The organism is Prevotella sp. PTAC (genome assembly GCF_013166535.1).
Taxonomy (GTDB): Bacteria; Bacteroidota; Bacteroidia; order Bacteroidales; family Bacteroidaceae; genus Prevotella.
Genome location: NZ_JABKKK010000012.1, coordinates 64746 through 87405, shown reverse-complemented (window position 1 = coordinate 87405; position 22660 = coordinate 64746). Strand labels below are relative to the sequence as shown.

Here is a 22660-nt window from a genome sequence, read left to right as displayed (position 1 = left end):
GGAAGACAAGACGCACCGTCACCGCAACCGTAAGGGGCAGTTAAGCCATAGTGAGATAATGACAATACCTGTCTGTTGTCACTTCGGCTCGTTCGCCAATTTCAAGCACCACTACCTCTTTTATATACGTCAGCACCTGTCCGGCTGTTTTCGGAAACAAACCGGAATCGCTACCTGTACATGTGGAAAAATCAAAACAACTCACACTCTTTTGAACAAATCTTATACCGAACTCGCGTAAATAGATATTAATTGCTTGACTAATATATGATGTTTATTGACTGAGACATTTTGTATTTTCTTAATACGCTTATCTATCTGCAACGTTGCCAACCTCGTTGAGTGTATGGCGATGTTTGATTTCGCCAAATGTATTATATCTCGCCCGATGTTTGTTGCATATGCGTCATTCCCTTGTTAATGTCTTTCTGTTTCTTGTTTTGCGGGAGGTGGTTTTTCAATGTGTTAACTTTCAATCATCGCAGTAATATTCGTTGTATAGAGAAAAATCTTGGAAAGGCTGCGGAAATACCCTTGCTTTCCTTTGGAAAAGCGGTGGAAAAGACCTATTTTTGCATTTTAAAAGCGGATATTACTGCTATGATAGAGCGTGAAAGTTCTGTCGGTTGTCATTGATAACTGCGATTAATGATTTTGCACCGTATGGGAAATATACCTCAGTTTGTCATTGCGGCTCCGTCGTCGGGTGCGGGTAAGACCACCGTGGCGCGCGGACTGATGAGTCTGCTGCGCGGTCATGGGCTTGCGGTGCAGCCGTTCAAGTGCGGTCCTGACTATATAGATACCAAGTTTCATGCGGCCGTCTGCGGCCGTCCGTCGGTCAATCTCGACCTGTTCATGGCCGGCGAGCGGCATGTAAGGGCGCTGTACGGTCACTATTCGGCCGGTGCCGATGTGTGTGTGGTGGAGGGAATGATGGGCATGTACGACGGATATGACCGCAGTCTCGGTTCGACGGCCGACATCGCCCGGGTGCTTGGGCTGCCGGTGGTGCTCGTGGCCGATGCCCGCAGTGCCGCTTACTCGCTTGCCCCGTTGCTCTATGGTTTCACACGGTTCGACAGTAGCGTCACCGTGGCCGGCGTAATATTTAATAAAGTAGGCTCCGAGCGTCACAGGCAGATGCTCCGCCGGGTGTGCTCCGACCTCGGGATAGAGTGCTTCGGCTTTCTGCCGCGCCGTGCGTCGGGCGGTCATCCGTCGCGTTATCTTGGTCTCGATTTCAGTGTCGGGGCTGCCGATGGCGTCACGGCGGCAATAGATGACAACATAGACTGGCGGCATCTGCTTGCTGCCGTATCCCGCCCGTGTCCTGACAAGGTGTCACCGTGGAGCGGATTGCCGTGCATAGGCGGCAATATCGTGGTGGCGCAGAGCGACGAGGCGTTCTCATTCTTGTATCAGGAACATATCGACATGTTGCGTGCCATGGGACGGGTGACCGTGCTCGACCCCGAGAGCGACGAGCCGTTGCCGGCCGACACCTCGCTGTTGTATCTGCCGGGAGGCTATCCGGAGAACCGTGCGTCAGAGTTGTCCGCCGCACGTCGCACGATAAATTCAATATGCGCTTATGCCGGACGTGGCGGCCGTGTGCTTGCCGAGTGCGGAGGAATGATGTACCTGTGCCGCTCGATAGCCACCGACGACGGTGTGCATGAAATGGCGGGAGTGCTGCCGCACGATATTACGGCACGCACGGCCGACCGCCGTCTGTCGCTCGGTTACAGGCGGTTTGCCCTCGCCGGCCGCACGGTAAGCGGTCATGAGTTTCACTACTCGCGCTTTGCTGGCGGTGAGCCGCAGAGCATCACTCAGGTGTATAACGCCGCCGGCGAGCCTGTGAGTTCGGCAATATTGCGCACCGGCAACGTGATAGCCGGATATACGCATGTGTATTGGGGCGGAGAAATTGCGCCGACCGACTTTTTCGGGGCGGTGGATGAATAACGGAAAATGAAAAGTATATATACAAAGACCGGTGATACCGGGACAACAGCCATCAGGGAAGGTGTCAGGGTGTACAAGGACGACCCGAGGATAGAGGCCAACGGACAGACAGACCACCTCAACTCGCTGCTCGGCATAGTGCGCTCGCTGCTTCCGGCAGAGAGTGAGGCTGCGGTGATGATACGCGACATACAGCGCGAACTGATGGTAGTGATGAGCCATGTGGCCACGCCGGGGGGGAGCGCAAATCCCCGCAGGCTCGGTGTGGATGATTTGACGCTGCGCATGGAGCGGTATATAGATACTCAACGTGGTGGCGGAGGTTTTGTGCTGGCGGGCGAAAGCACCGTCACGGCGTTCATGCACGCCGCCCGCACGCAAGCCCGCACCGCCGAGCGCCGGCTGGTTTCGCTTGCCCGCACGGCTACGATAGACGGTGGGATATTGGTGTTTATGAATCGGTTGTCCGACTGGTTGTTTGCCCTGTCGGTGGAATATACGCCGCGGCAGGCAACGGAAAACAATGTGAACAGATGAAAGAAAAACTACATCCGATAATGTTTACCGGCACAGGCAGCGACGTGGGAAAGAGTGTCGTGGCCGCCGCTTTCTGCCGTATATTCCTTCAAGACGGATATACGCCGGCACCGTTCAAGGCGCAGAACATGGCATTAAACTCGTTTGCCACGCTCGACGGCTTGGAGATTGGCCGTGCGCAGGCCGTGCAGGCCGAGGCCGCCGGAGTGGATTGCCATACGGACATGAACCCGCTGCTGCTCAAACCACAGTCGGACCACACGTCGCAGGTGGTGCTTAACGGTCGGCCGGTGGGCACACGCAGTGCCTCGGAGTATTTCCGTCGTGAGGGTAGGGCTGAGCTTAAGGCTGCCGTATGCGAGGCGTTCGACCGTCTCGCTGCCCGTTATAATCCTGTAGTCATGGAAGGAGCGGGCAGCATGACCGAGCTGAACCTCAGGGATATAGACCTCGTCAACCTGCCGATGGCCGCCCATGCGGGTGCCGATGTCATTCTCGTGGCCGACATAGACCGTGGCGGAGTGTTCGCCTCTGTATACGGAAGCATTGCCCTGCTTCGTCCTGAGGAGCGGCGGCTGGTCAAAGGTATCATCATAAACAAGTTTCGGGGAGACATCCGGCTGTTCGAATCGGGCATCAGGATGATAGAAGATTTGTGCGGAGTGCCCGTTCTCGGGGTCATCCCTTACTATAAAGACATATACATCGAGGAGGAAGACAGCGTGGCGTTGGCCCGCAAGTCGATGTCTGCCATGCACGGGCGGGTGAACGTCGCGGTTGTGCTGTTGCGCCATTTGAGCAACTTCACCGACTTCAATGTTCTCGAGCACGATTCCCGTGTGCATCTTTTCTATACCAATAACACCGCCGATATAGAGAAGGCCGACATTGTCATACTGCCCGGCACTAAGAGTACGATAGACGACCTGTGTGAGTTGAGGCGCAATGGTGTGGCGGATGCCATTAGGACGGCGCGCCGTAATGGCGCCACCGTGCTCGGGATATGCGGAGGTTTTCAGATGATGGGGCGCGAAGTGCTCGACCCCGACGGGGTGGAGGGCGATATCGGGCGTGTGCCCGGACTGGGACTGCTGCCCGTCAGTACCACAATGACATCGGGAAAGATAACCCGCCGGGTGGATTTCACGATGAACGGGGCTGTGGCCTGCGGTATGTCGGATATCGGAATGCACGGCTACGAGATACACATGGGTGCCACGGCGATTGCCGATGATGCTTCGGCGGTGCCTCTGGCAGCGCTTGATGATGGTTCGGCAGACGGTTGTTTTGTGGACGGTAAGTGCATGGGTACATATCTGCACGGCATTCTCGACAATGCCGCTTTCGTGGATTTCGTTCTCGGTCCGCATGCGTCGAAGACTGAGCGGACCGAACGTCCATTTGATTATGAGGCTTTCAAGAACGGGCAATACGACCTGCTTGCCGACCATGTGCGCCGTAATGTGGACATGGATAAGGTATATGGGATACTTAAAGGAAAATATAATGCCGATTGAACGGCATATAAATGTTTGTCTGGCGTAATATTGGTGTTTGTCAGGCATAATGTGGTGATTTGTAAATCAGGATATATAAACCGCTTAAACGGGATACGGGGACAAGGAGATGATAGAAGGACACGGTGATGATATGTACCGCTACGGCGGCAGGATTAAGTTGAATTTCAGTTCGAATATTTATTATTCGGCAAATCTTGACGGGTTGAAGGCTTATCTGTCAGACCGTCTCGACGTGATAAGTGCTTATCCCGAACCGGAGCCTTACACACTCGAAAGGATGCTTGCTGACAGTATCGGCATACCAAGTGAGTGCGTTATGGTGACCAACGGAGCCACGGAGGCTATCTATCTCATAGCCCGTGCTTATCGGAATATGAGCCGGTATGCCGTCCGTCGCCCCACGTTCAGCGAGTATGAGGATGCCTGCCGGATGTTCGGCTATGCCGAGGCGGATGCCGCTTTTGACGCTCCTGGTGACATCCTTCGTTGGATTTGCAACCCCAACAATCCCACGGGAGAAGTTCTCGGTGTTGATTACATGCGGCGGATATGCGGCATGGGCGGAGTGACCGTCATTGATCAGTCATACGAAGACTATACCACAGAACCGTTGCTGTGTGTCCCGGAGGCTTTGCGTATGCCGGGAGTGATACTTCTCCACTCTATGACAAAGACCTTTGCCATACCGGGATTGCGTCTCGGATATGTCACGGCAAGTGCCGGGATGATAGGCCGTCTTCGGGCATTCCGCCATCCGTGGTCTGTCAACGCTCTGGCGATAGAGGCAGGAATGTATCTGCTGCGTGACGGAGGCTCCGTCATTCCCGACCTTAGTTCTTATCTTGCGGATGCCTCGGTGCTGCGTTCGGAGCTGGCCGCAATTGACGGAATAGACGTCTTACCCACATCTGCCAACTTCATGTTGTGCCGCGTTTCTGATGCCACGGCGGCCGAACTGAAAGAATTTCTTGCCGTCGAATACGGCATGTTGATACGCGACTGCTCGAACATCACAGGGCTTGACGGCAGATATTTCAGGGTGGCCGCCCGCTCGCGAGAGGATAATGCATCGCTCGTTGAGGCTGTAAGGAAGTTCGTTTCCACACATACCACTCCTCGGAAAAGGACTATCCATTCATAGAATGGGGTTTCCTTCTTTATCGAAAAAACAATGATTACATTACGAAAAAAGAATAATTACATTGGGAACCGGCAACTATTTCTCTTCGAAACGACAGTTGTTACATATTAAACACAACTTGGTATGACAGACCATATATATATAATAATGTGTGCTTTTGCCCCCGTGGTGATCGGTTGGGCGCTTGATTTGACGCTTGGCGATCCTCGTTGGTTGCCGCATCCCGTTGTGCTTTTCGGCCGGATGGTATCCCGTTGCGAGCGGCGTTTCAACCGGCGGGGGTATAACCGCCGTATTGCGGGTGCCTTGATGGCTGTGTTTCTCGTGGCGGCGGTATTTGTATCGGTGTGGTGGCTGACGGCACTTGCCGACCTGTTGTCGCCCGTCGCCGGAATTGCCGTGCGGTCTGTCCTTGTGTTTTACTGCCTTGCGGGCACTACGTTGGTTCGTGAGGTACGTGCGGTTTTCACGGCTCTCGACCGCTCTATTGACGACGGCCGCCGCCAGGTGGCCCGTATCGTGGGGCGCGATACGTCGGAACTGACCGCCCAAGAAGTGCGTACGGCCGCTCTTGAAACCCTTGCCGAGAACCTGAGCGACGGTGTGGTGGCTCCTCTTTTCTGGTATTTGCTGCTCGGTGTGCCAGGTATGATGGCATATAAGATGATAAACACGCTCGATTCCATGGTTGGTTACCGCACCGAGCGTTATATAGACTTCGGCCGTTTTGCCGCCCGTCTCGACGATATAGCCAACTGGTTGCCAGCCCGTATCACGGCTTTTCTAATGGTATTGTCTTGCGGTGCCCGCATGTCTCACTTCCGTTTCGTGGCCCGTTACGGCCGTTGCCATGCCAGTCCGAACAGCGGTTGGCCCGAGGCTGCGCTCGCCGGGGCCCTCGACTGTCGTTTCGGAGGGCCGCACCATTACTTCGGACAGCTCTTTGACAAGCCGTATATCGGTGTCAATGCCCGTCCGCTTTCTACTCAGGATATGAAAAAAGCGGTTGTAATCAACCGCTTTTCCGAGAGTATAATGATTTTGCTTGTATTATCATTGCTGTCTTTCCGCCTGCTTTAAGGCGTTGAGGCACTTGTCCGGCAGGTGCAATGCTTGGTGTCAGCACACCTTGCTTCCTGGCTTCACGTCGCGCAGTATGGTGGTAACGCTCAGGTCGCCGTCGAAGTTCTCGGCCGAGAGTATCATGCCCTGGCTCTCTATTCCCATCAGTTTGCGGGGCGCGAGGTTGGCTATGAAGAGCACGTCGCGGCCTATTAGGTCTTTCGGTTCGTAGTATTTCGCTATGCCGCTGACTATGGTGCGGTCGGTGCCCGAGCCGTCGTCGAGCGTGAATTTCAGCAGTTTGTTGGCCTTTTTCACCCTCTCGCATGCTTTGATGTGGCCCACACGGATATCTATTTTCTCGAAATCCTCGAAAGCCACGGTATCCTTTATCGGACCGGCCTTGTATGCGGCGGCCTCGTTTGCCTTCTTCGTCTCTTCGAGCTTGTTGAGTTGATAGCCGATGGTCTCATCGTCAATCTTCTCGAACAGCAGTTCCGGTTCGCCGAGCTTATGGCCAGCCGTGAGCAGGTCGGTGCGTCCGAGACTGTCCCACTCGAAGTTGTCGATGTTTATCATCTTGCGCAGCCGTGCGCTGCTGAAAGGCAGGAACGGCTCGAACGCAATGGCAAGGTTGGCCACGAGTTGCAACGATATGTACAGAATGGTCTCCACCCGTTTCGGGTCTGTCTTCCATACTTTCCACGGCTCGCATTCCGTGATGTACCTGTTGCCTATCCGGGCGAGGTTCATAGCCTCTTTTTGTGCCTCTCGGAACTTGAATATGTCGAGCTGTTCCTCCACCCGTTGTTTCACGTCCTTGAACTCATCGAGCGTGGCCCGGTCGGTGTCTGTCAGTTCGCCGCATGCAGGCACCACGCCGTCCCAGTATTTCTTTGTCAGTTGCAGGGCGCGGTTGACGAAGTTGCCGTATACCGCCACCAACTCGTTGTTGTTGCGGTCTTGGAAGTCGCGCCATGTGAAGTTGTTGTCTTTCGTCTCAGGAGCGTTCGCCGTGAGCACGTAGCGCAGCACGTCCTGCTTGCCCGGCATCTCTACGAGATACTCGTGCAGCCACACGGCCCAGTTGCGGGAGGTTGATATCTTGTCGTTCTCGAGGTTGAGAAACTCGTTCGACGGCACGTTGTCCGGCAGGATATATCCGCCGTGCGCTTTGAGCATTGTCGGGAACACGATGCAGTGGAACACGATGTTATCCTTGCCGATGAAGTGCACGAGGCGTGTCTCGGGGTCTTTCCACCACTTCTCCCACGTGTCGGGCAGCAGTTCCTTGGTGTTCGATATGTAGCCTATCGGGGCGTCGAACCACACGTAGAGCACCTTACCCTCGCCGCCCTCTACGGGTACGGGGATGCCCCAGTCGAGGTCGCGGGTCATCGCACGGGGTTGAAGGTCGAGGTCGAGCCAGCTTTTGCACTGTCCGTACACGTTCGGGCGCCATTCCTTGTGGCCTTCGAGTATCCACTCTTTGAGCCATTCCTGATGCTCGTCGAGTGGCAGATACCAGTTTTTAGTCTTGCGCAGCACCGGTTTTGAGCCGCTGATTGCCGACTGCGGGTTTATCAGCTCTGTCGGGTCGAGGTCGGAGCCGCATTTCTCGCACTGGTCTCCGTAAGCCTTGGGGTTGTGGCAGTGGGGGCACTCGCCCGTGATGTATCGGTCGGCGAGAAACTGTTTTGCCTCCTCGTCGTAGTACTGTTCGCTTTCTTTCTCCGTCAGTTTGCCGTCGTCATATAGTTTGCGGAAGAAGTCGGCGGCAAATTTATGATGTGTCTCCGATGTCGTGCGGCTGTATATGTCGAAACTGATGCCGAAGTCCTCGAAGCTCTTTTTAATCATTCCGTGATAGCGGTCTACCACGTCTTGCGGCGTGATGCCTTCCTTGCGTGCCCTGATGGTGATTGGCACGCCGTGCTCGTCGCTGCCGCCGATGAACACCACGTCCTGCTTTCTCAGTCTGAGATAGCGCACATAGATGTCTGCCGGCACGTATACTCCGGCCAGATGCCCGATATGCACACCGCCGTTGGCATAGGGCAGTGCCGCCGTCACGGTGGTGCGTTTAAACTGTTGCTCTTTCATTATGGTTGTTTTTTATATTTTGTTCGTAATTAATATATTGTGTGCGCGACAGCGTGGAAACGTAACTGTGGCATGTCGGTCTTGTCCCTCTTTCTGTCACATTCCTTGTCTTTATATAGCAGACATGAAATATTGATGTTGTGAGTTCACACCGATAACTGTCACATTTCTTGGCCTATATACGCAAACATGATGCCGACAGTTTGCCGGATGATATTCATCCGTACCGCCTGCCGTACCTGCCGGCTTGTGGCAGGCTGGCTTTATACCCTGCAAAGTTAATAAAAAAACGTGATTTCTGCGAAAAAAGCATACGTTTTAATCATCGGATTATATAAGTAAGGATAATCCGTGTGCGTTGTTTTACATGCGGAGTGGACATTCTGTCATGGCAAGCGTGTATGCTTTTTATGCCTTTGCCGTACATATTTTTTTGTTTATATATCGTGCCATACCCTGCTGTCTCCCGTTGCTGTCCGTATTGGATGGCTGTAAATCAGTTTGCTTGTCGGATTAAAGTTTGCTTGTTAAAATAAAGTCATGATGTCGCGGGTGCATATTTATGCAGAACAGGTCGTTCTTATATGCAAAAGTGATTTGTTTGCCCCTTTTCATTCAAGGGATAAATAGGGAATTCTGTTATCTTGTGTATTGTATAGGCCGCTTGTTGTGCGCCACCCGTTGATAAGTGCATAAATATGCATATTCGGGTGCCGCTTTTTGTGTCGCTCTCTTTCTGTTTGTAAATATTTATCATTGCCGTTGTGCGTTTGTGGTTTGTTTTCGGGTGCAGATATGCAGGAAAAGAAGCCCCCTCTGTCGGGCATATTGTCGCGATGCGCCTTGCGAAGCGTTTGCCCAAAATCTTTATGCACATAATATGCAAAACAAAATCGTTCAAAATGAAATATTTATTTCGCAATAGGTTGAAATTTACAGTCTTTTCGCCCCTTTTTGTGTCGTTTTGTTAAAATATGACGGTTAAAAGACGTTTTTCTGCGTTTTTTTTTTGTTAAAAGACAATTAAAAGCTAACTTTGCACACTAATAAAATTAAGGTAATTTAGTTTTTTAAGGATTTACAAGTGAAGAAATTTTTATTGACATTGTTGTGCGTGCTGATAAGCACAAGCGCAATTTTTGCTCAGGGCGGAAGCGTGAGCGGTACTGTTGTGGACGAGAACGGAGAACCCGTTATCGGTGCGTCAGTGCTTGTCAAGGGAGCAAAGACGGGTGTCGTGACAGACATCGACGGTAAGTTCTCCTTGCCAAATTCCGCAGGCAAAACAATTGTCGTTTCCTACATCGGTTATGACAAGAAAGAGGTAAAGGGAAAGAACGGTGTGAGAATATCCCTGTCGGGCAATGCCACACAACTTGACGGTGTTGTCGTGACGGGTATGCAAAAGATGGACAAGCGTCTTTTTACCGGTTCTACCACAAAGATCGATGCTTCATCTGCAAAGCTTGATGGTGTGGCCGACGTGAGTCGCTCGCTCGAAGGACGTGCCGCCGGTGTGTCTGTGCAGAATGTTAGCGGTACGTTCGGTACGGCTCCCAAAATCCGTGTCCGTGGTGCGACATCTATTTACGGTAGTTCAAAACCGTTGTGGGTGGTCGACGGAGTAATCATGGAAGACGTTACGGAAGTCGATGCGGACGCTCTTTCATCAGGAGATGCCGCCACATTGATATCAAGTGCCATCGCAGGACTTAATGCCGACGACATCGAGAGTTTTCAGATATTGAAAGACGGTTCGGCTACATCTATATACGGTGCACGTGCCATGGCCGGTGTGATTGTTGTTACTACAAAGCGTGGTAAGGCCGGTACATCCAAAATCAGTTATACCGGTGAGTTCACAATGCGTCTTAAGCCGAGTTATACGCAGTTCAACATCATGAACTCTCAGGAGCAGATGTCTGTATATAAGGAGATGTACAACAGCGGATATTTTTCTTTTATGAACTCTTACCGTGCATCGAGCAGCGGTGTGTTTGGAAAGATGTATCACTTGATGAACGAGTATGATGCCTCGTCGGGAAAATTCGGATTGCCCAATACGCCTGAGGCCATGAATGCGTATTTGCGTGAGGCGGAGTATAGAAATACAGATTGGTTTGATCTTCTTTTCTCAAATGCGATTTCTCAGAACCACTCTATCAGTATGAGTTCAGGTACCGACAAAGCCCAGTATTACACGTCTTTCAGCTACATGAACGATCCGGGATGGTCTAAGAAATCAAAAGTGGAGCGTTATACCGCAAATATCAACGCCCTTTACAATATCAGCGACAAGGTTACTCTTAACATGATCGGCAACGCAAGTTACCGTAAGCAGGAAGCTCCCGGAACGGCGAACAGAAGTGTTGACGCTTTTACCGGTACCGTGTCTCGTGATTTCGATATCAACCCGTATTCTTATGCGATAAATACTTCTCGCACACTCGACCCCAATGAGTTCTATCTTAGAAACTACGCTCCGTTCAATATCTTCGACGAATTGAACAACAACTACATGGATCTTGATGTGATAGACCTTAAATTCCAAGGCGAGTTGAAGTATAAGCCGGTGAGAAAAGTTGAACTGTCCGCTCTTGTGGCATACAAGGTGTCTACATCCACACAGGCTCATAACATCACCGAGAACTCAAATCAGGCAATGGCATTCCGCGCCATGGACGACGCTACAATCCGTGACAATAACCCTTGGTTGTATAAAGATCCGGATCACGCCAACAGTCTGCCAGAGACAGTCCTTCCTCAAGGCGGTTTCTATCGTGAGACGAAGTATAAGATGAACAGCTGGGACTTCCGTGCCACGGCAAGCTACAATGATGTATACAACGATATACATATACTCAACCTTTATGGCGGTATGGAAATAAACAATACAGACCGTAGCCGTTCATACTTTAACGGTGTGGGAATGCAGTATGGTATGGGTATGCTCGGTAGTTACGATTATAATTACTTTAAGCAGGCGAGCGAAGAGAACTCAATGTACTACTCGCTGTCAAACACATACAACCGTGAGGTTTCGTTCTTCGGGACAGCCACATATTCATATAAAGGCCGTTATACCATCAACGGAACAATGCGTTATGAGGGTAGCAACCGACTCGGAAAGTCACGCAGCGCACGCTGGTTGCCGACATGGAATATATCAGGAGCATGGAATGCCCACGAGGAGCCATGGTTCGAAAAGCAGAACGTGTTGACACATGCTACGTTGAAAGCTTCTTACTCGCTCACAGGTGACAAGCCGGCTGTGACAAACTCGCAGATAATTATCACCAGCTATAACGCATGGCGTCCTTATTCGCAAGACAAGGAGACCGGACTTCAGATTTATGATTTTGCCAATCCCGACCTTACATACGAGAAAAAGCATGAGTTCAACATCGGTGTAGACCTTGGCTTCCTCAAAAACCGTATTAATGTTTCGTTCGATTGGTATACTCGTAACAATTACGACCTTATCGGTCCAAAGAGAACATCGGGTGTTGACGGCTCTATCCTGAAATTCGCTAACGTGGCCACAATGAAGTCATACGGTGAGGAATTTACTCTTAGCACGAAGAATATCGTGAACAAAGACTTCACATGGTCATCAGACTTTATCTTCTCACATACCAAAAGCGAAGTTACGGAGCTTGACGCGCGTAACCGTGTTATCGACCTTGTGTCGAATACCGGATTTACTTCGGCCGGATATCCCTACCGCTCGCTTTTCTCATTCGATTTCAGAGGATTGAACGAGGCCGGTATGCCTACGTTTGTGAACGAGAAGGGAGAGGTTACGGTGAGCGACATAGACTTCCAGTCTTATACTACGGACCACCTTGTTTATGAAGGACCTACAGATCCCACCATTACAGGTTCGTTTGGTAATACATTCTCTTATAAAGGATGGCACCTCAATGTCTTCATGACATATTCGTTTGGAAACGTCGTTCGTCTTGACCCGTCGTTTGCGTCTTCTTACTCAGACCTTACGGCCATGCCTAAGGAGTTTGCCAACCGTTGGACGGTGCAGGGAGACGAGAAGAGAACCACAATACCTGCGATTGCCGACTTGCGTCAGCAGCAGAACGACCAGTATCTCTATAAGGCATACAATGCATACAACAACTCGACAGACCGCGTGGCAAAGGGTGACTTCATCCGTATGAAGGAGATTTCGCTTTCTTATGATTTCCCGAAGAATTGGATCGGACATCTCGGACTGACCAGTGCCAGTGCCAAGTTGCAGGCTACAAACCTGTTCCTGATATATTCGGATGATAAGCTTAACGGACAGGATCCCGAGTTCTTTAATTCCGGTGGTGTGGCTCTGCCTATGGCAAGACAGTTTACATTCACGTTGCGTTTGGGGATATAATTAAAATATGAAATTAAAAATTATGAATAATATATTTAAATATGCCGCAATATCGGCTTGCGCCGTTTTGTCGATGACATCATGTGATGATTTTCTTGACAAACTGCCTGATGACCGTGCCGAGCTGAACACAGAGGAAAAGATAAACAAGTTTTTGGTATCGGCATATCCGTCGGCAACAAACGCCATGGTCATGGAGACAAGTTCAGATAACATGACGGATAATGGCTCATCATACAGTACCACGCTTCTCATGGAGCAGTTGTACCGTTTCCAGAAAGTGGAAGATCAGGATAATGACTCACCATATTTTTTGTGGAACAGATACTATGAGTCAGTTGCTACCGCCAATGAGGTTCTTGCCGCGATAAACAGATTGGGAGGACCCGATGCCATGAGACCGCAGTGGGCCGAGGCAAAACTCTGCCGTGCGTTGTCTATGTTCATGCTGGCCAATACGTTCTGTATGGGATGGAATCCCGAAAAGGCCGATGAGTATCTCGGATTGCCTTATCCGCTCGAACCGGCAAAGAATATATATGAGGTATATACCCGCGGAACCCTGCGTGAATTGTATTCAAAGATAAATAAGGATATAGAGGATGCGCTTCCTTATGTTAGCGAAGACCATTACAGTGTTCCGAAGTATCACTTCAACGTTAAGGCCGCTTATGCGTTTGCCGCTCGTTTCAATCTTTATTACATGAACTATGACAAGTGCGTGGAGTATGCTTCGAAAGTGTTGGGCGACGAGCCGACATCCGTTCTGCGTGACTTCGAGCCTTATACAAAGTTCGGAAGAGAAGATATCGCAAGCCAGTATATACGGTCATCGGAAAAAGCCAATCTCATGCTTTTGGCTGTCAATTCGGGTGCAGGCCGTTATCTGTGTTCAGGATACTCGCCGCGTTTTAAGCATAATTATACCATCATCGCTTATGAGACATATTGGGTAGATTGTCCTTGGGGTAGTGGCTCCGGAGGTTCCGCCGGTCTGAACACGCTTTATTATGCATCCATGATATATGGAAACAACCAGTGTGCCACATTCCCGAAGTTTGATGAGATATTCGAGTTTACCGATAAGATAAACGGAACCGGTTTCGCCCATGTTGTTGACAACATCTTCACCGGTGACGAGACATTGCTTTGTCGTGCCGAGGCTTATGCCTTGAAGAAGGATTATGACAAGGCGGTTGCCGATATAAACCTCTGGATATCCACTCACTGCAAGGAGAAAGACGAGGATGGCGGTACTGTCCTTATGCGTCCTGTGCTGACAGTTCAGGATGTGGATAACTTTATAGAGTCTCTTGAATATGCTCCGGTTGTTCCGGAAGGCTCACGCGACCGTTCAATGCGTAAGACATTCAACCCGCAGGGTTTCACGGTCGAGGCCGGTACACAAGAGAATATGTTGCAACTCATTCTCCACATGCGTCGTATAGAGACTATGTTCCAGGGTATGCGTTTTGTTGATCTTAAGCGTTATGGAATAGAGTACAGCCACCTTGTGGCAGGCGAGGATCCGGTTACGTTCAAGGCCGGAGACCTGCGTGGAGCGATTCAGTTGCCTGACGATGTAATCATGGCGGGTATCGAGGCTAATCCGCGTGATGTGGAATAATATAAAGACTTTGAGATTATGAAAATGAAATATTTCGGTTTAATGCTGCTGCTTGCGGCGACAATGTTTCTCACCGGATGCAAGGAAGACGAGCTAAATTCGACCAGTGTGTTCGATTTCACGCCTTCGGAACAGAATGAATTTGACAGATGGTTGTTGAGAAACTACACAGATGTATATAACATCCGTTTCCAGTATCGTTATAACGACAAGGAGACAGACCATCAGTATAATGTGATTCCTGCGGAATACGACAAGTCGGTGGCTATCGCGAAGCTCGTGAGACATATGTGGCTTGAAGTTTACAATGAAGGTGTCAGTCCCGAGTTTATACGCTCGTATACTCCGCGTGTGATTCAGCTTATCGGTTCAAACGAATACTCATCCAACGGAGAGATCGTATTGGGAACGGCCGAGGGCGGATTGAAAGTAATGCTTTATGGTGTGAATAATCTTGATATAGATAATCCGTACATTAACGTGGACGATTTTTACAGAAAGCATGACGCTCTTCCGCTTGACCTTAACTACTGGTTCTTCCATACGATGCATCATGAGTTCTGCCATATCCTGACACAGAAGAAGAATTACTCTACCGATTTCCAGACTATCAGTGCGGGACAGTACCACTCTGCCGACTGGGTTAATGTAAAGGATGACAAAGCGGCCAAAGAAGGTTTTGTATCAGGATATGCCAGTGGCGAGTACAATGAGGATTTTGCCGAGACATACGCTACTTACATAACCATGTCGCCGGCCGGTTGGCAGAAGATTATCGATACCGCCGGAACTGACGGCGCCGCTATCATCAACAAAAAGCTGGCTATGGTCAGAGAGTATTTCCAGGGGAGCTGGGGGATAGATATAGATGAGGTTCGAGATATTGTCCTCAGACGTTCGTCAGAAGTGGCAACACTTGATTTACGTAATTTAGACTAAGACAATGATGAAAAAGAAATTATATAATATCTTTATGCTGCTTGTCGGTGTGGTGTCGTTTGCCGCATGTACACCGGAAGTGGACGATGCTTTCGACCAAAGCGCAGCCGAGCGTGTCGAGATGAAAATGAAAGAATGCCGTGAGGTGCTCACTTCCGCTCCTAACGGATGGCGTATGGAATACTATGCCGCGCGTACATACGGTGGATATAACGTGTTGTGTAAGTTTGAAGGAGACAATGTGACTGTAGCCAGCGAGAAAGCCGGCTCGACCCAGAATGCCGGTGTCGGTTCTGACGGCAAGGTCATAACAGCGACCTCACATTTCTCTATTATTCAGAGTCAGGGAGTTTTGCTTTCTTTCGATGAGTATAACGATGTGTTCCATTATTTCTCCGATCCGAAGAATCCCGATTATGGAGTGGCCGGTGAAGGTATGGAGGGCGACTTTGAGTTCCGTGTGGTTTCTGCCACTCCCGAGAAGGTCGAGCTGGTGGGAAAGAAGCACGAGTCACGAATCGTTATGTACCCGATAGAGGAAGGCAAGGCATGGGAAACCGTGATGGCCGAGATTGCGGCGACAGAGGACTTCATGAAATCCCGTTCCTACCAGTTTGTGGTTGACGGTGTGGAAGAGACTGTTGATGTGACATCGAATTACCGTTCGCTTATCTTCAGCTATACCGATGAGAAAGGAGAGAACCAGCGTGTCGCCGCTCCGTTTATCATAACGAAAGACGGTTATAAGATGTATAGGACGTTGAGGATGTCAGGTGTGGATATAAGCATGATAGAGCGTGGCACCACCGACGAGTACTTCAACATCAGCGGTGTGCCCGGCGCGCGTCTTTATACTTATGTGCCGACCCTGAAAGAGGCGCTCGAGACCGGTATGTGGTTTATCACTTACGAGGATTTGAGTTCCTTTGCGAAACCCGCTTGGGACAAAATGCGCGAGCACTTGAAGACCGCCGGTCCAAACAATACCAAGAACCGTCTGTATTGGGCGTTGATAGGTACGTATACCAATAAGATCGGTTTCCACATGTTGGCCGGCAACGACAATGTGCGTTGGGGTCTGAATATTAAGGCTTTGAACGAGGCAGAGGACGAAGTGGAGATTACTTCAAAACCTGCTGATGCCAATAATATAGGTAAGACCTATTTCAACAAGTATGGTCTGAAAGGTGCCTTGGAGCCGTTTATGGGAACAAGAGGCCGTAAATTCAAACTGTCTTCAGACAGTGAGCGCCATCCTTCGTATATCATTCTCACGGATATGGATGAGCCCACCAATGTGATTAAGCTTTGGGAGGAGCAGAAGAATTATCCTTATGGCGATCTTGATGCCGATAAGGATTAAAGAATAAACTTTGGAAAGCTTGCCGATTGAATGGCTGTTCGGTCGGTATGCTTTTCGAAGATATAGTTAGGAGAGATAACTAAAAAGGATTTTATATTAATATTTAAAAAATTATTGATTATGAAGAAGGTTTTACTTTTTGCTTGTTTGGCATTCGCCGCAGTTTCGGTTAATGCACAGCAGCTGAATTCCGTATCGAACAGTGTTGTCATGGCAAAGCAATACAAATCGATTTTTGCAGAGAAGGTAACTATGTCTTCCGCCGTGAAGGCTTCCGTTAAGGATATGGGTGCGCTGAAAGCGCAGATGGCCGTTTCGGCCAAGGCTCCGGCTGCCGCCGATTTGAACGGAGACTATATCGAAGACAGATATGATGAGATACATACATGTACTCCCGTAAAGATAGAGACGGCAGAAGTGAATGGCAAGACAATGGCTCTGCTTACCATCTGTAACGGTTATGCCGAGGTTGTCGGTGAGTACAATGCCGAGACCGGCCTTATCGAATGTGGAGCGCAGGTATGTTACAATCATGAGACCTATGGCAAATTCGAGATTTACAGTGTGACTGAAGAAGGCAATTTGGGTGAGGAACTCAGTTTCCAGGTTAACGACGATAAGACCATATCGGTCGTTCAGACAGATTATGTCATAATCATGGCCGACTATTCAGAGCAGGAAGGTAAGTTGCAAATCTGGGACTTCGGATGGGAAGCTAACATATATCCTATGAATGCCATTCAGATCGGTTATGAAAACAGCTCTAACACAGGTAAAAAGTGGGCGGTGACTAAGTATCCTTTGTATGTTGAGGACTATGAGACCGCCGTGGATGTATATGGTTTCTGTGGTATGGGTCTGGTTTCCATGGAAATTGCGGAAGACCTGTCTGTATCTATGGCGACCGGACAGCCTTTGGATCAATTGGCGTCCTCTCAGGATCCGGACGGTGTCTATGGCACATTAAATGTAGTCGGTGTATTGGTTGGCGAGCCGAATTCACAGGGTGACAGACCTATACAAATGGATTGGGACATAAAGGAAGTGAAAGGTGTATTGGATGCCGATACAATCTCGTTTGCCAATGATTATGGTATGTTTGCTGTTGCGACAAAACCCGATGCTGAAGAAAAGCTATATTCACGCGGTTGGTTCCAGGATGCCACGGTTGCCATGCTTGACGGTCATTTCATCACCGGCATCAAGGATGTGAATGTCGCTCTTGAGGAGAAAGGCAAGAACTCAAAGACTTATAACATGATGGGCCAGCAGGTTAACGCCGCTACCGCCAAGGGTCTTCTCATCCGTAACGGCAAGAAGTTCATCAAGAAATAATCATATACGGAAGTAAGAGAGTGATATCTCTTTTGGGATATTATCACGATAAACGGAGATAGGGTGGTGCTCATGCGGGTGCCACCCTATTTGTTTCTCGCCCGTGTGTCATGAGTATCGTTGCGTTGCATTGAAACCACTGTCTGTGCGTTATTCCCGTATCCTTTTTATTCAGCTCAGATGCGGGAGTCTTATTGTATTGTAATTATAAAGTCACGGATTTTGCCCTTCGTTTTTTCGTGAAATAGAAAACGAAGGCGATACCAGTCGATGTATGCAAGGCGATATGCGACTTTTAAAAGGCTGGCGAAAGGTGTATTTTCCCGCAACGGGATGCCAGTTGGACCGCGATTGGCCGCTGATTGCGTCGCGTTTGGATACTCGTTGGCTTGCGTTTAGCGTCTGAATGGAAGCCAACGGGACGCTAAACGGAAAATATCCGTCGGGCAGGTGGGGCTTGTTTTGTGGCGGCAGTGGGTGTGGTGTGTGTATCGGGTTGATATACAGGTGATTGTATTAAGCTGCCCGAAACTCGCTTATTTTCGGCCACGGGATTTTAATTTTAAAGCGGGCGTAATATGAGAGGCTGTTTGTCAGATTATTTCAAAAGCCGTTTGTGACGGTTTTTGGAGTACGTCCGGAAAGTTTTCCAAGTCAAGGCATTATCCGGTAATAGAGAGACTTCTGGATTACGTGTTTTATTTCCAACTCCCGTTAAAGAAATACAAGAAAGATGAACATCGGCCGTGGAAATTGGCGTGAACGGGATAAAAGCCGTATATTTGCCACATAACGATGGAAACGGAATTACATACCAGGAAAAAATAGACGCATTATGAACAGAATTGAACTTATGAAACGAGCCATAGAGCTGTCTGAAGAGAGCGTACGCATTGGAGGCGGTCCGTTCGGCGCGGTGATAGCGCGCGACGGTGAGATTATCGCCGAGGCGTCCAACAGTGTCACCACCGACCACGACCCCACGGCGCATGCCGAGGTCAGCGCCATAAGACAGGCTGCCGGGCGCCTTGGTACCCACGACCTGAGCGGTTGCGAGATCTTCACCTCGTGCGAGCCTTGCCCTATGTGTCTCGGCGCAATATACTGGGCGCACCTTGATAAGATATACTATGGCAACAACCGCATGGATGCCGCCATGGCCGGTTTCGACGACGAATTCATATACCGTGAGATCGAGCTTGATCCGGAAGACAGGCGCAAGCCCATGGAGGAGCTGATGCCTGACGAGGCCGCCCGTGCTTTCCGTCTTTGGATTGCCAAGGAAGACAAGACCGAGTATTGACCTGTAAATGCTCAAAAAACGTGCAAATAAGCACTGTTTGCGCACACAGTGGTTGATTTAGGTCAATAAGGATGTATATTTATTCATTTTTGCGGTAAAAAATATAGCAGGATACCGCCAATCGCAGTATCTTTGCATTGTCAAAAGGTTAATAGATTGTTTTAGGTTAGTAGTAATATTTATAGTTTTAGGTTTTTAGTTATTGGTAAAAAGAAAGTGTTTCAGAGGTAACACAGGCAGCCGTGAGGCTCCCTTAACTTTCAGAAGAATGTTAGTATCAGTATTAGTTATTACTGTCGGCCGTGTAACTGCGGCGGCAGGCTTTGGCAAGAGGCCAAAGTGTTTTTAGAAAACAAATATTGTACATAGGAACGGATGCCGTTGCTCGATGAGAGTGGCGGCATTTTTTTTGCTCTTTTCGGGGCCTTGGCGGAATATATTGAGGGTGGAGATACTTTATCCGATGGTGAGGATGATGTGTGGGTGGGTATACTATTGTATGTCCTGCATTATTTTTTTTAATTCAATTTAACATTCGGTTGCGGTAAAAAAGGATTATTTTATATACCTTTGCCATAAACTATGACATGCGTGCGCCGCTCGTTTTGCCATGATATGGCATGAGGCGTGCGCCGGACGAGACTGCAATAATATAAAACAGACAGGACTTACATATCAATTTTAATTCAACCAATAAAAACTAAAGGAAATCATGAGAAGTAAATCATTTGTGACAGATCTGCTCCGTACAGGCAGATTTTTCGTGTTTGCCGCAATGGCGGTATGTTCGGTAACGGCTTGTTCGAGCGATGACGACGGTGATGGAGGCGATGGCGGAAACGGCAGCTCGTCGTTCGAGGTGCCCAAGTATGAGGCCGACGCGGCCAAGTATGTCGTGAACGACGCCGATGAGAATATGGAGTCGATAGAGCTTACGGCATCCGGCAACTATATCGTCACTTTGCGCGACTCACAGGCCGGTATGCCTCCGGCGACCGTCAAGACCCCGAAGACCATTACCATTGGCGGCCATAAGGTGCCTGTTCCGGAACTGATGAAATCGGCTTGCGTGTCGGAGGCACGTACCCGCCACTACTCCAATATAGCTTACGGCAAATACACCAAGACGGGTCCCGACAGCTATAACCTTGCCGGGTTCGGCACCGTTACTGTCACACGCGACTCACAGGGACGCGCCATGTCGCTCACAATCGCTGTCAACGGCGGTGCGCCGAAAGATGTGCGGGTGACGCAGCAGAATGCCGATATCAACAGCGCCAAGTCCAATATGCTCTGCCGCACGTGGACTCTGAACGGATACCGCGCCATACAGAAAATCAACGGGCGTACCATCATCGACTTCAAGGGCAAGACGCTGAGAGACATTTTCAACCAGCTCCGCGACTATGCCAAGGCCCATGACGAAGAGTTTGACCCGTCTGAATGGGTGTTCGAGGAGTCTGAGTATAATGTGATAGGCGCCAAGCAGATCATATTCACCAAGACCGGAACCTACATGGTGCTCTATGAGGACGACCAGCTGGCCGTATCCACATGGAAGTGGCAGAATGAGGCTGCCGGCATACTGCGCTATTCATGGAATCCTAACGACTTTTACGATGAGTGGACAAGCGGCGAGGTGTATGTCAGGTTCCTGGACAATACGTGTCTTCTGGGCGATGTGGAGATTGACGAGGAAGACGGATTTAAATATGAGATGGGACTATACTATATCATGAATGAGGCAAAATAATCATCCTCAAGTTTTTTTTCATGTCATGCAACCGCCTCCCGGAATCGTGCCCGGGAGGCGGTTTCGCTACCGGCTGAAAGCCACCTTTGCCATTATTTCCCCCTCTGTCTCAGCCTGCTGACGCTGCGTCCCGGCTCCGTCGGACGACAGCCCTCGGCTACCCGCCGCTCTTCCTGTTTCACGTTCATTGCGCGTCCCATTCCGTCTGTCGTTGTGACCCCTTGGCTGCGGTTGAATGCCGGCTTTCCTTTTTGGTTAAAAGTAATACAAGTAAAGGGTGGGAACGGTTCGGGAGAGACATGGCGGCTACTGCATTGCAAACGGTTTTCCATGTTAAAAAACAATAAATATTTGTTTTGCGCAAGTCGGTATATATTAAATAATGAGAAAAAGAAGTAACTTTGCAGTCCGATTATTCAGGGGAACTCTTAGAACCCTGCGGGCGGAGTGTTAATAGCCGTGTCTTTGGCCGGACACGACGGTTAGTGAATCGCCGTCCATGCGGCACGCTTGAACAGACTATCATGCGTGGCGCCGATGAATAAAAGAAAATGTTTTTTAGTAGTAAAATTTAAAAACTGAAATGAACACTTTAAGTTACAAGACTATTTCCGTAAACAAGGAAACAGCTAAGAAAGAGTGGGTTGTAATCGACGCAAGCGACCAGATTGTGGGTCGTCTCTGCTCGAAGGTAGCCAAGTTGCTCCGCGGAAAGTACAAGCCTACTTTCACTCCCCACGTGGACTGTGGAGACAACGTGATTATCATCAACGCACAGAAAGTTGTATTCTCCGGCAAGAAGGAGACAGACAAGGTTTACACACGCTATACCGGTTATCCCGGCGGACAGCGTTTCAATACGCCCGCCGAGCTTCGCAAGCGCGAGGATGGCGCCGAGCGTATCATCCGTCACGCCGTGAAGGGTATGCTGCCGAAGGGTCCCCTTGGCCGCAGCCTGATGGGCAACCTCTACATATATGAGGGCACAGAGCACAAGCACGAGGCACAGAAGCCGAAGTCAATAGATATTAACCAGTATAAATAAAGCTAAGGAAGATGGAAGTAGTTAATGCAATTGGTCGCCGTAAGAGTGCCGTGGCACGTGTTTACGTAAGCGAAGGAACAGGCAAGATTACGATCAACAAGAAAGACGTAACGGAATATTTCCCCTCAGCCATCTTGCAGTACGTGGTGAAACAGCCGCTGGAACTGCTCGAAGTGCTCGAGAAATATGATATAAAGGCAAATCTCGACGGTGGCGGTTTCACAGGCCAGAGCCAGGCTCTGCGTCTCGCTATTGCCCGCGCCCTCGTGAAAATCAACGCTGAAGACAAGAAAAACCTCAAAGATCACGGATTCCTCACTCGCGACTCTCGTGCCGTTGAGCGTAAGAAGCCGGGTCAGCCGAAGGCTCGTCGTCGCTTCCAGTTCAGCAAGCGTTAATGTCATGCGTTGCGTGCCGACCGGTAGTATCCTGCGGATATTCATTGCCGGCCGCGCTGAACGTGTTTAGCATCTAAACCGGCGGGATTCGGGCGGCAATCCCCGGCACTTGTAGTGCTATGCCTCCCATTAATATTATTATAATGTGGATTGGCGTGCCGCGAGACTACCCGCAGGCT

General features: G+C 49.7%; 17 protein-coding genes. 14 read left to right on the top strand and 3 right to left on the bottom strand.

What is annotated here, in order from left to right; all coding sequences use genetic code 11:
• Positions 1-40 precede the first annotated feature (40 nt).
• Positions 41-205, bottom strand: coding sequence for a hypothetical protein (locus HPS53_RS10260; protein ID WP_158249564.1), 165 nt, complete (start codon positions 203-205; stop codon positions 41-43).
• Positions 206-663: 458 nt separating this feature from the next.
• Between HPS53_RS10260 and HPS53_RS10255 the strand changes: the two genes are divergently transcribed.
• The 5 genes from HPS53_RS10255 to cbiB all read left to right on the top strand — a co-directional run bounded on the left by HPS53_RS10255 (position 664) and on the right by cbiB (position 6249).
• Positions 664-1971: a cobyrinate a,c-diamide synthase gene (locus tag HPS53_RS10255; RefSeq protein ID WP_172206036.1), complete on the top strand. Its 1308-nt coding sequence runs from the start codon at positions 664-666 to the stop codon at positions 1969-1971.
• Positions 1972-1977: 6 nt separating this feature from the next.
• Positions 1978-2508: a cob(I)yrinic acid a,c-diamide adenosyltransferase gene (locus HPS53_RS10250; RefSeq protein WP_172206034.1), complete on the top strand. Its 531-nt coding sequence runs from the start codon at positions 1978-1980 to the stop codon at positions 2506-2508.
• On the top strand, positions 2505-4025 hold the full coding sequence (locus tag HPS53_RS10245) for a cobyric acid synthase (RefSeq protein WP_172206032.1): 1521 nt from the start codon (positions 2505-2507) through the stop codon (positions 4023-4025). The genes HPS53_RS10250 and HPS53_RS10245 overlap by 4 nt, the downstream gene beginning before the upstream one ends.
• A gap of 109 nt (positions 4026-4134) precedes the next feature.
• The gene (locus tag HPS53_RS10240; protein ID WP_104368300.1) at positions 4135-5169 is read left to right on the top strand and encodes a threonine-phosphate decarboxylase; all 1035 of its coding nucleotides are present in this window, start codon (positions 4135-4137) and stop codon (positions 5167-5169) included.
• Between the two features lie 123 nt (positions 5170-5292).
• Positions 5293-6249, top strand: coding sequence for an adenosylcobinamide-phosphate synthase CbiB (cbiB, locus tag HPS53_RS10235; RefSeq protein ID WP_172206030.1), 957 nt, complete (start codon positions 5293-5295; stop codon positions 6247-6249).
• Between the two features lie 39 nt (positions 6250-6288).
• On the opposite strand, the gene metG is transcribed toward cbiB, so the two are convergent.
• Positions 6289-8334: a methionine--tRNA ligase gene (gene metG / locus HPS53_RS10230; protein ID WP_172206028.1), complete on the bottom strand. Its 2046-nt coding sequence runs from the start codon at positions 8332-8334 to the stop codon at positions 6289-6291.
• Positions 8335-9418: 1084 nt separating this feature from the next.
• On the opposite strand from metG, the gene HPS53_RS10225 reads away from it, so the two are divergent.
• The 7 genes from HPS53_RS10225 (at position 9419) to HPS53_RS10195 (ending at position 21038) form a co-directional block, all read left to right on the top strand.
• Positions 9419-12718, top strand: coding sequence for a SusC/RagA family TonB-linked outer membrane protein (locus HPS53_RS10225; RefSeq protein WP_172206026.1), 3300 nt, complete (start codon positions 9419-9421; stop codon positions 12716-12718).
• Between the two features lie 22 nt (positions 12719-12740).
• A complete protein-coding gene (locus HPS53_RS10220) occupies positions 12741-14345 on the top strand; it encodes a RagB/SusD family nutrient uptake outer membrane protein (RefSeq protein ID WP_253942877.1) in 1605 nt (534 codons plus the stop codon).
• 18 nt (positions 14346-14363) lie between these two features.
• Entirely contained in the window at positions 14364-15284 is a 921-nt protein-coding gene (locus tag HPS53_RS10215; RefSeq protein WP_371741837.1) for a putative zinc-binding metallopeptidase, read from the top strand.
• A gap of 4 nt (positions 15285-15288) precedes the next feature.
• Positions 15289-16647 carry a DUF4302 domain-containing protein gene (locus HPS53_RS10210; protein ID WP_172206022.1) on the top strand — a complete coding sequence of 453 codons (1359 nt, stop codon included), beginning with the start codon at positions 15289-15291 and terminating at the stop codon, positions 16645-16647.
• Positions 16648-16767: 120 nt separating this feature from the next.
• Complete coding sequence (locus HPS53_RS10205) at positions 16768-17982, top strand: hypothetical protein (protein ID WP_172206020.1); 1215 nt, start codon at positions 16768-16770, stop codon at positions 17980-17982.
• Between the two features lie 835 nt (positions 17983-18817).
• Positions 18818-19285, top strand: a complete 468-nt coding sequence (locus tag HPS53_RS10200) for a nucleoside deaminase (RefSeq protein WP_104368863.1) — start codon at positions 18818-18820, stop codon at positions 19283-19285.
• Between the two features lie 712 nt (positions 19286-19997).
• The gene (locus HPS53_RS10195; RefSeq protein WP_172206018.1) at positions 19998-21038 is read left to right on the top strand and encodes a hypothetical protein; all 1041 of its coding nucleotides are present in this window, start codon (positions 19998-20000) and stop codon (positions 21036-21038) included.
• 92 nt (positions 21039-21130) lie between these two features.
• Here the strand turns inward: HPS53_RS10195 and HPS53_RS10190 are convergent, their stop codons facing one another.
• Positions 21131-21370, bottom strand: coding sequence for a hypothetical protein (locus tag HPS53_RS10190; protein WP_172206016.1), 240 nt, complete (start codon positions 21368-21370; stop codon positions 21131-21133).
• A 251-nt stretch (positions 21371-21621) separates the two neighbouring features.
• Here HPS53_RS10190 and rplM point away from each other — a divergent pair, with 251 nt between their 5' ends.
• Together rplM and rpsI are read left to right on the top strand one after the other, a co-directional pair.
• Positions 21622-22083: a 50S ribosomal protein L13 gene (rplM, locus tag HPS53_RS10185; protein ID WP_172206014.1), complete on the top strand. Its 462-nt coding sequence runs from the start codon at positions 21622-21624 to the stop codon at positions 22081-22083.
• Positions 22084-22094: 11 nt separating this feature from the next.
• Positions 22095-22481 carry a 30S ribosomal protein S9 gene (gene rpsI, locus HPS53_RS10180; RefSeq protein WP_172206012.1) on the top strand — a complete coding sequence of 129 codons (387 nt, stop codon included), beginning with the start codon at positions 22095-22097 and terminating at the stop codon, positions 22479-22481.
• Positions 22482-22660 lie beyond the last annotated feature (179 nt).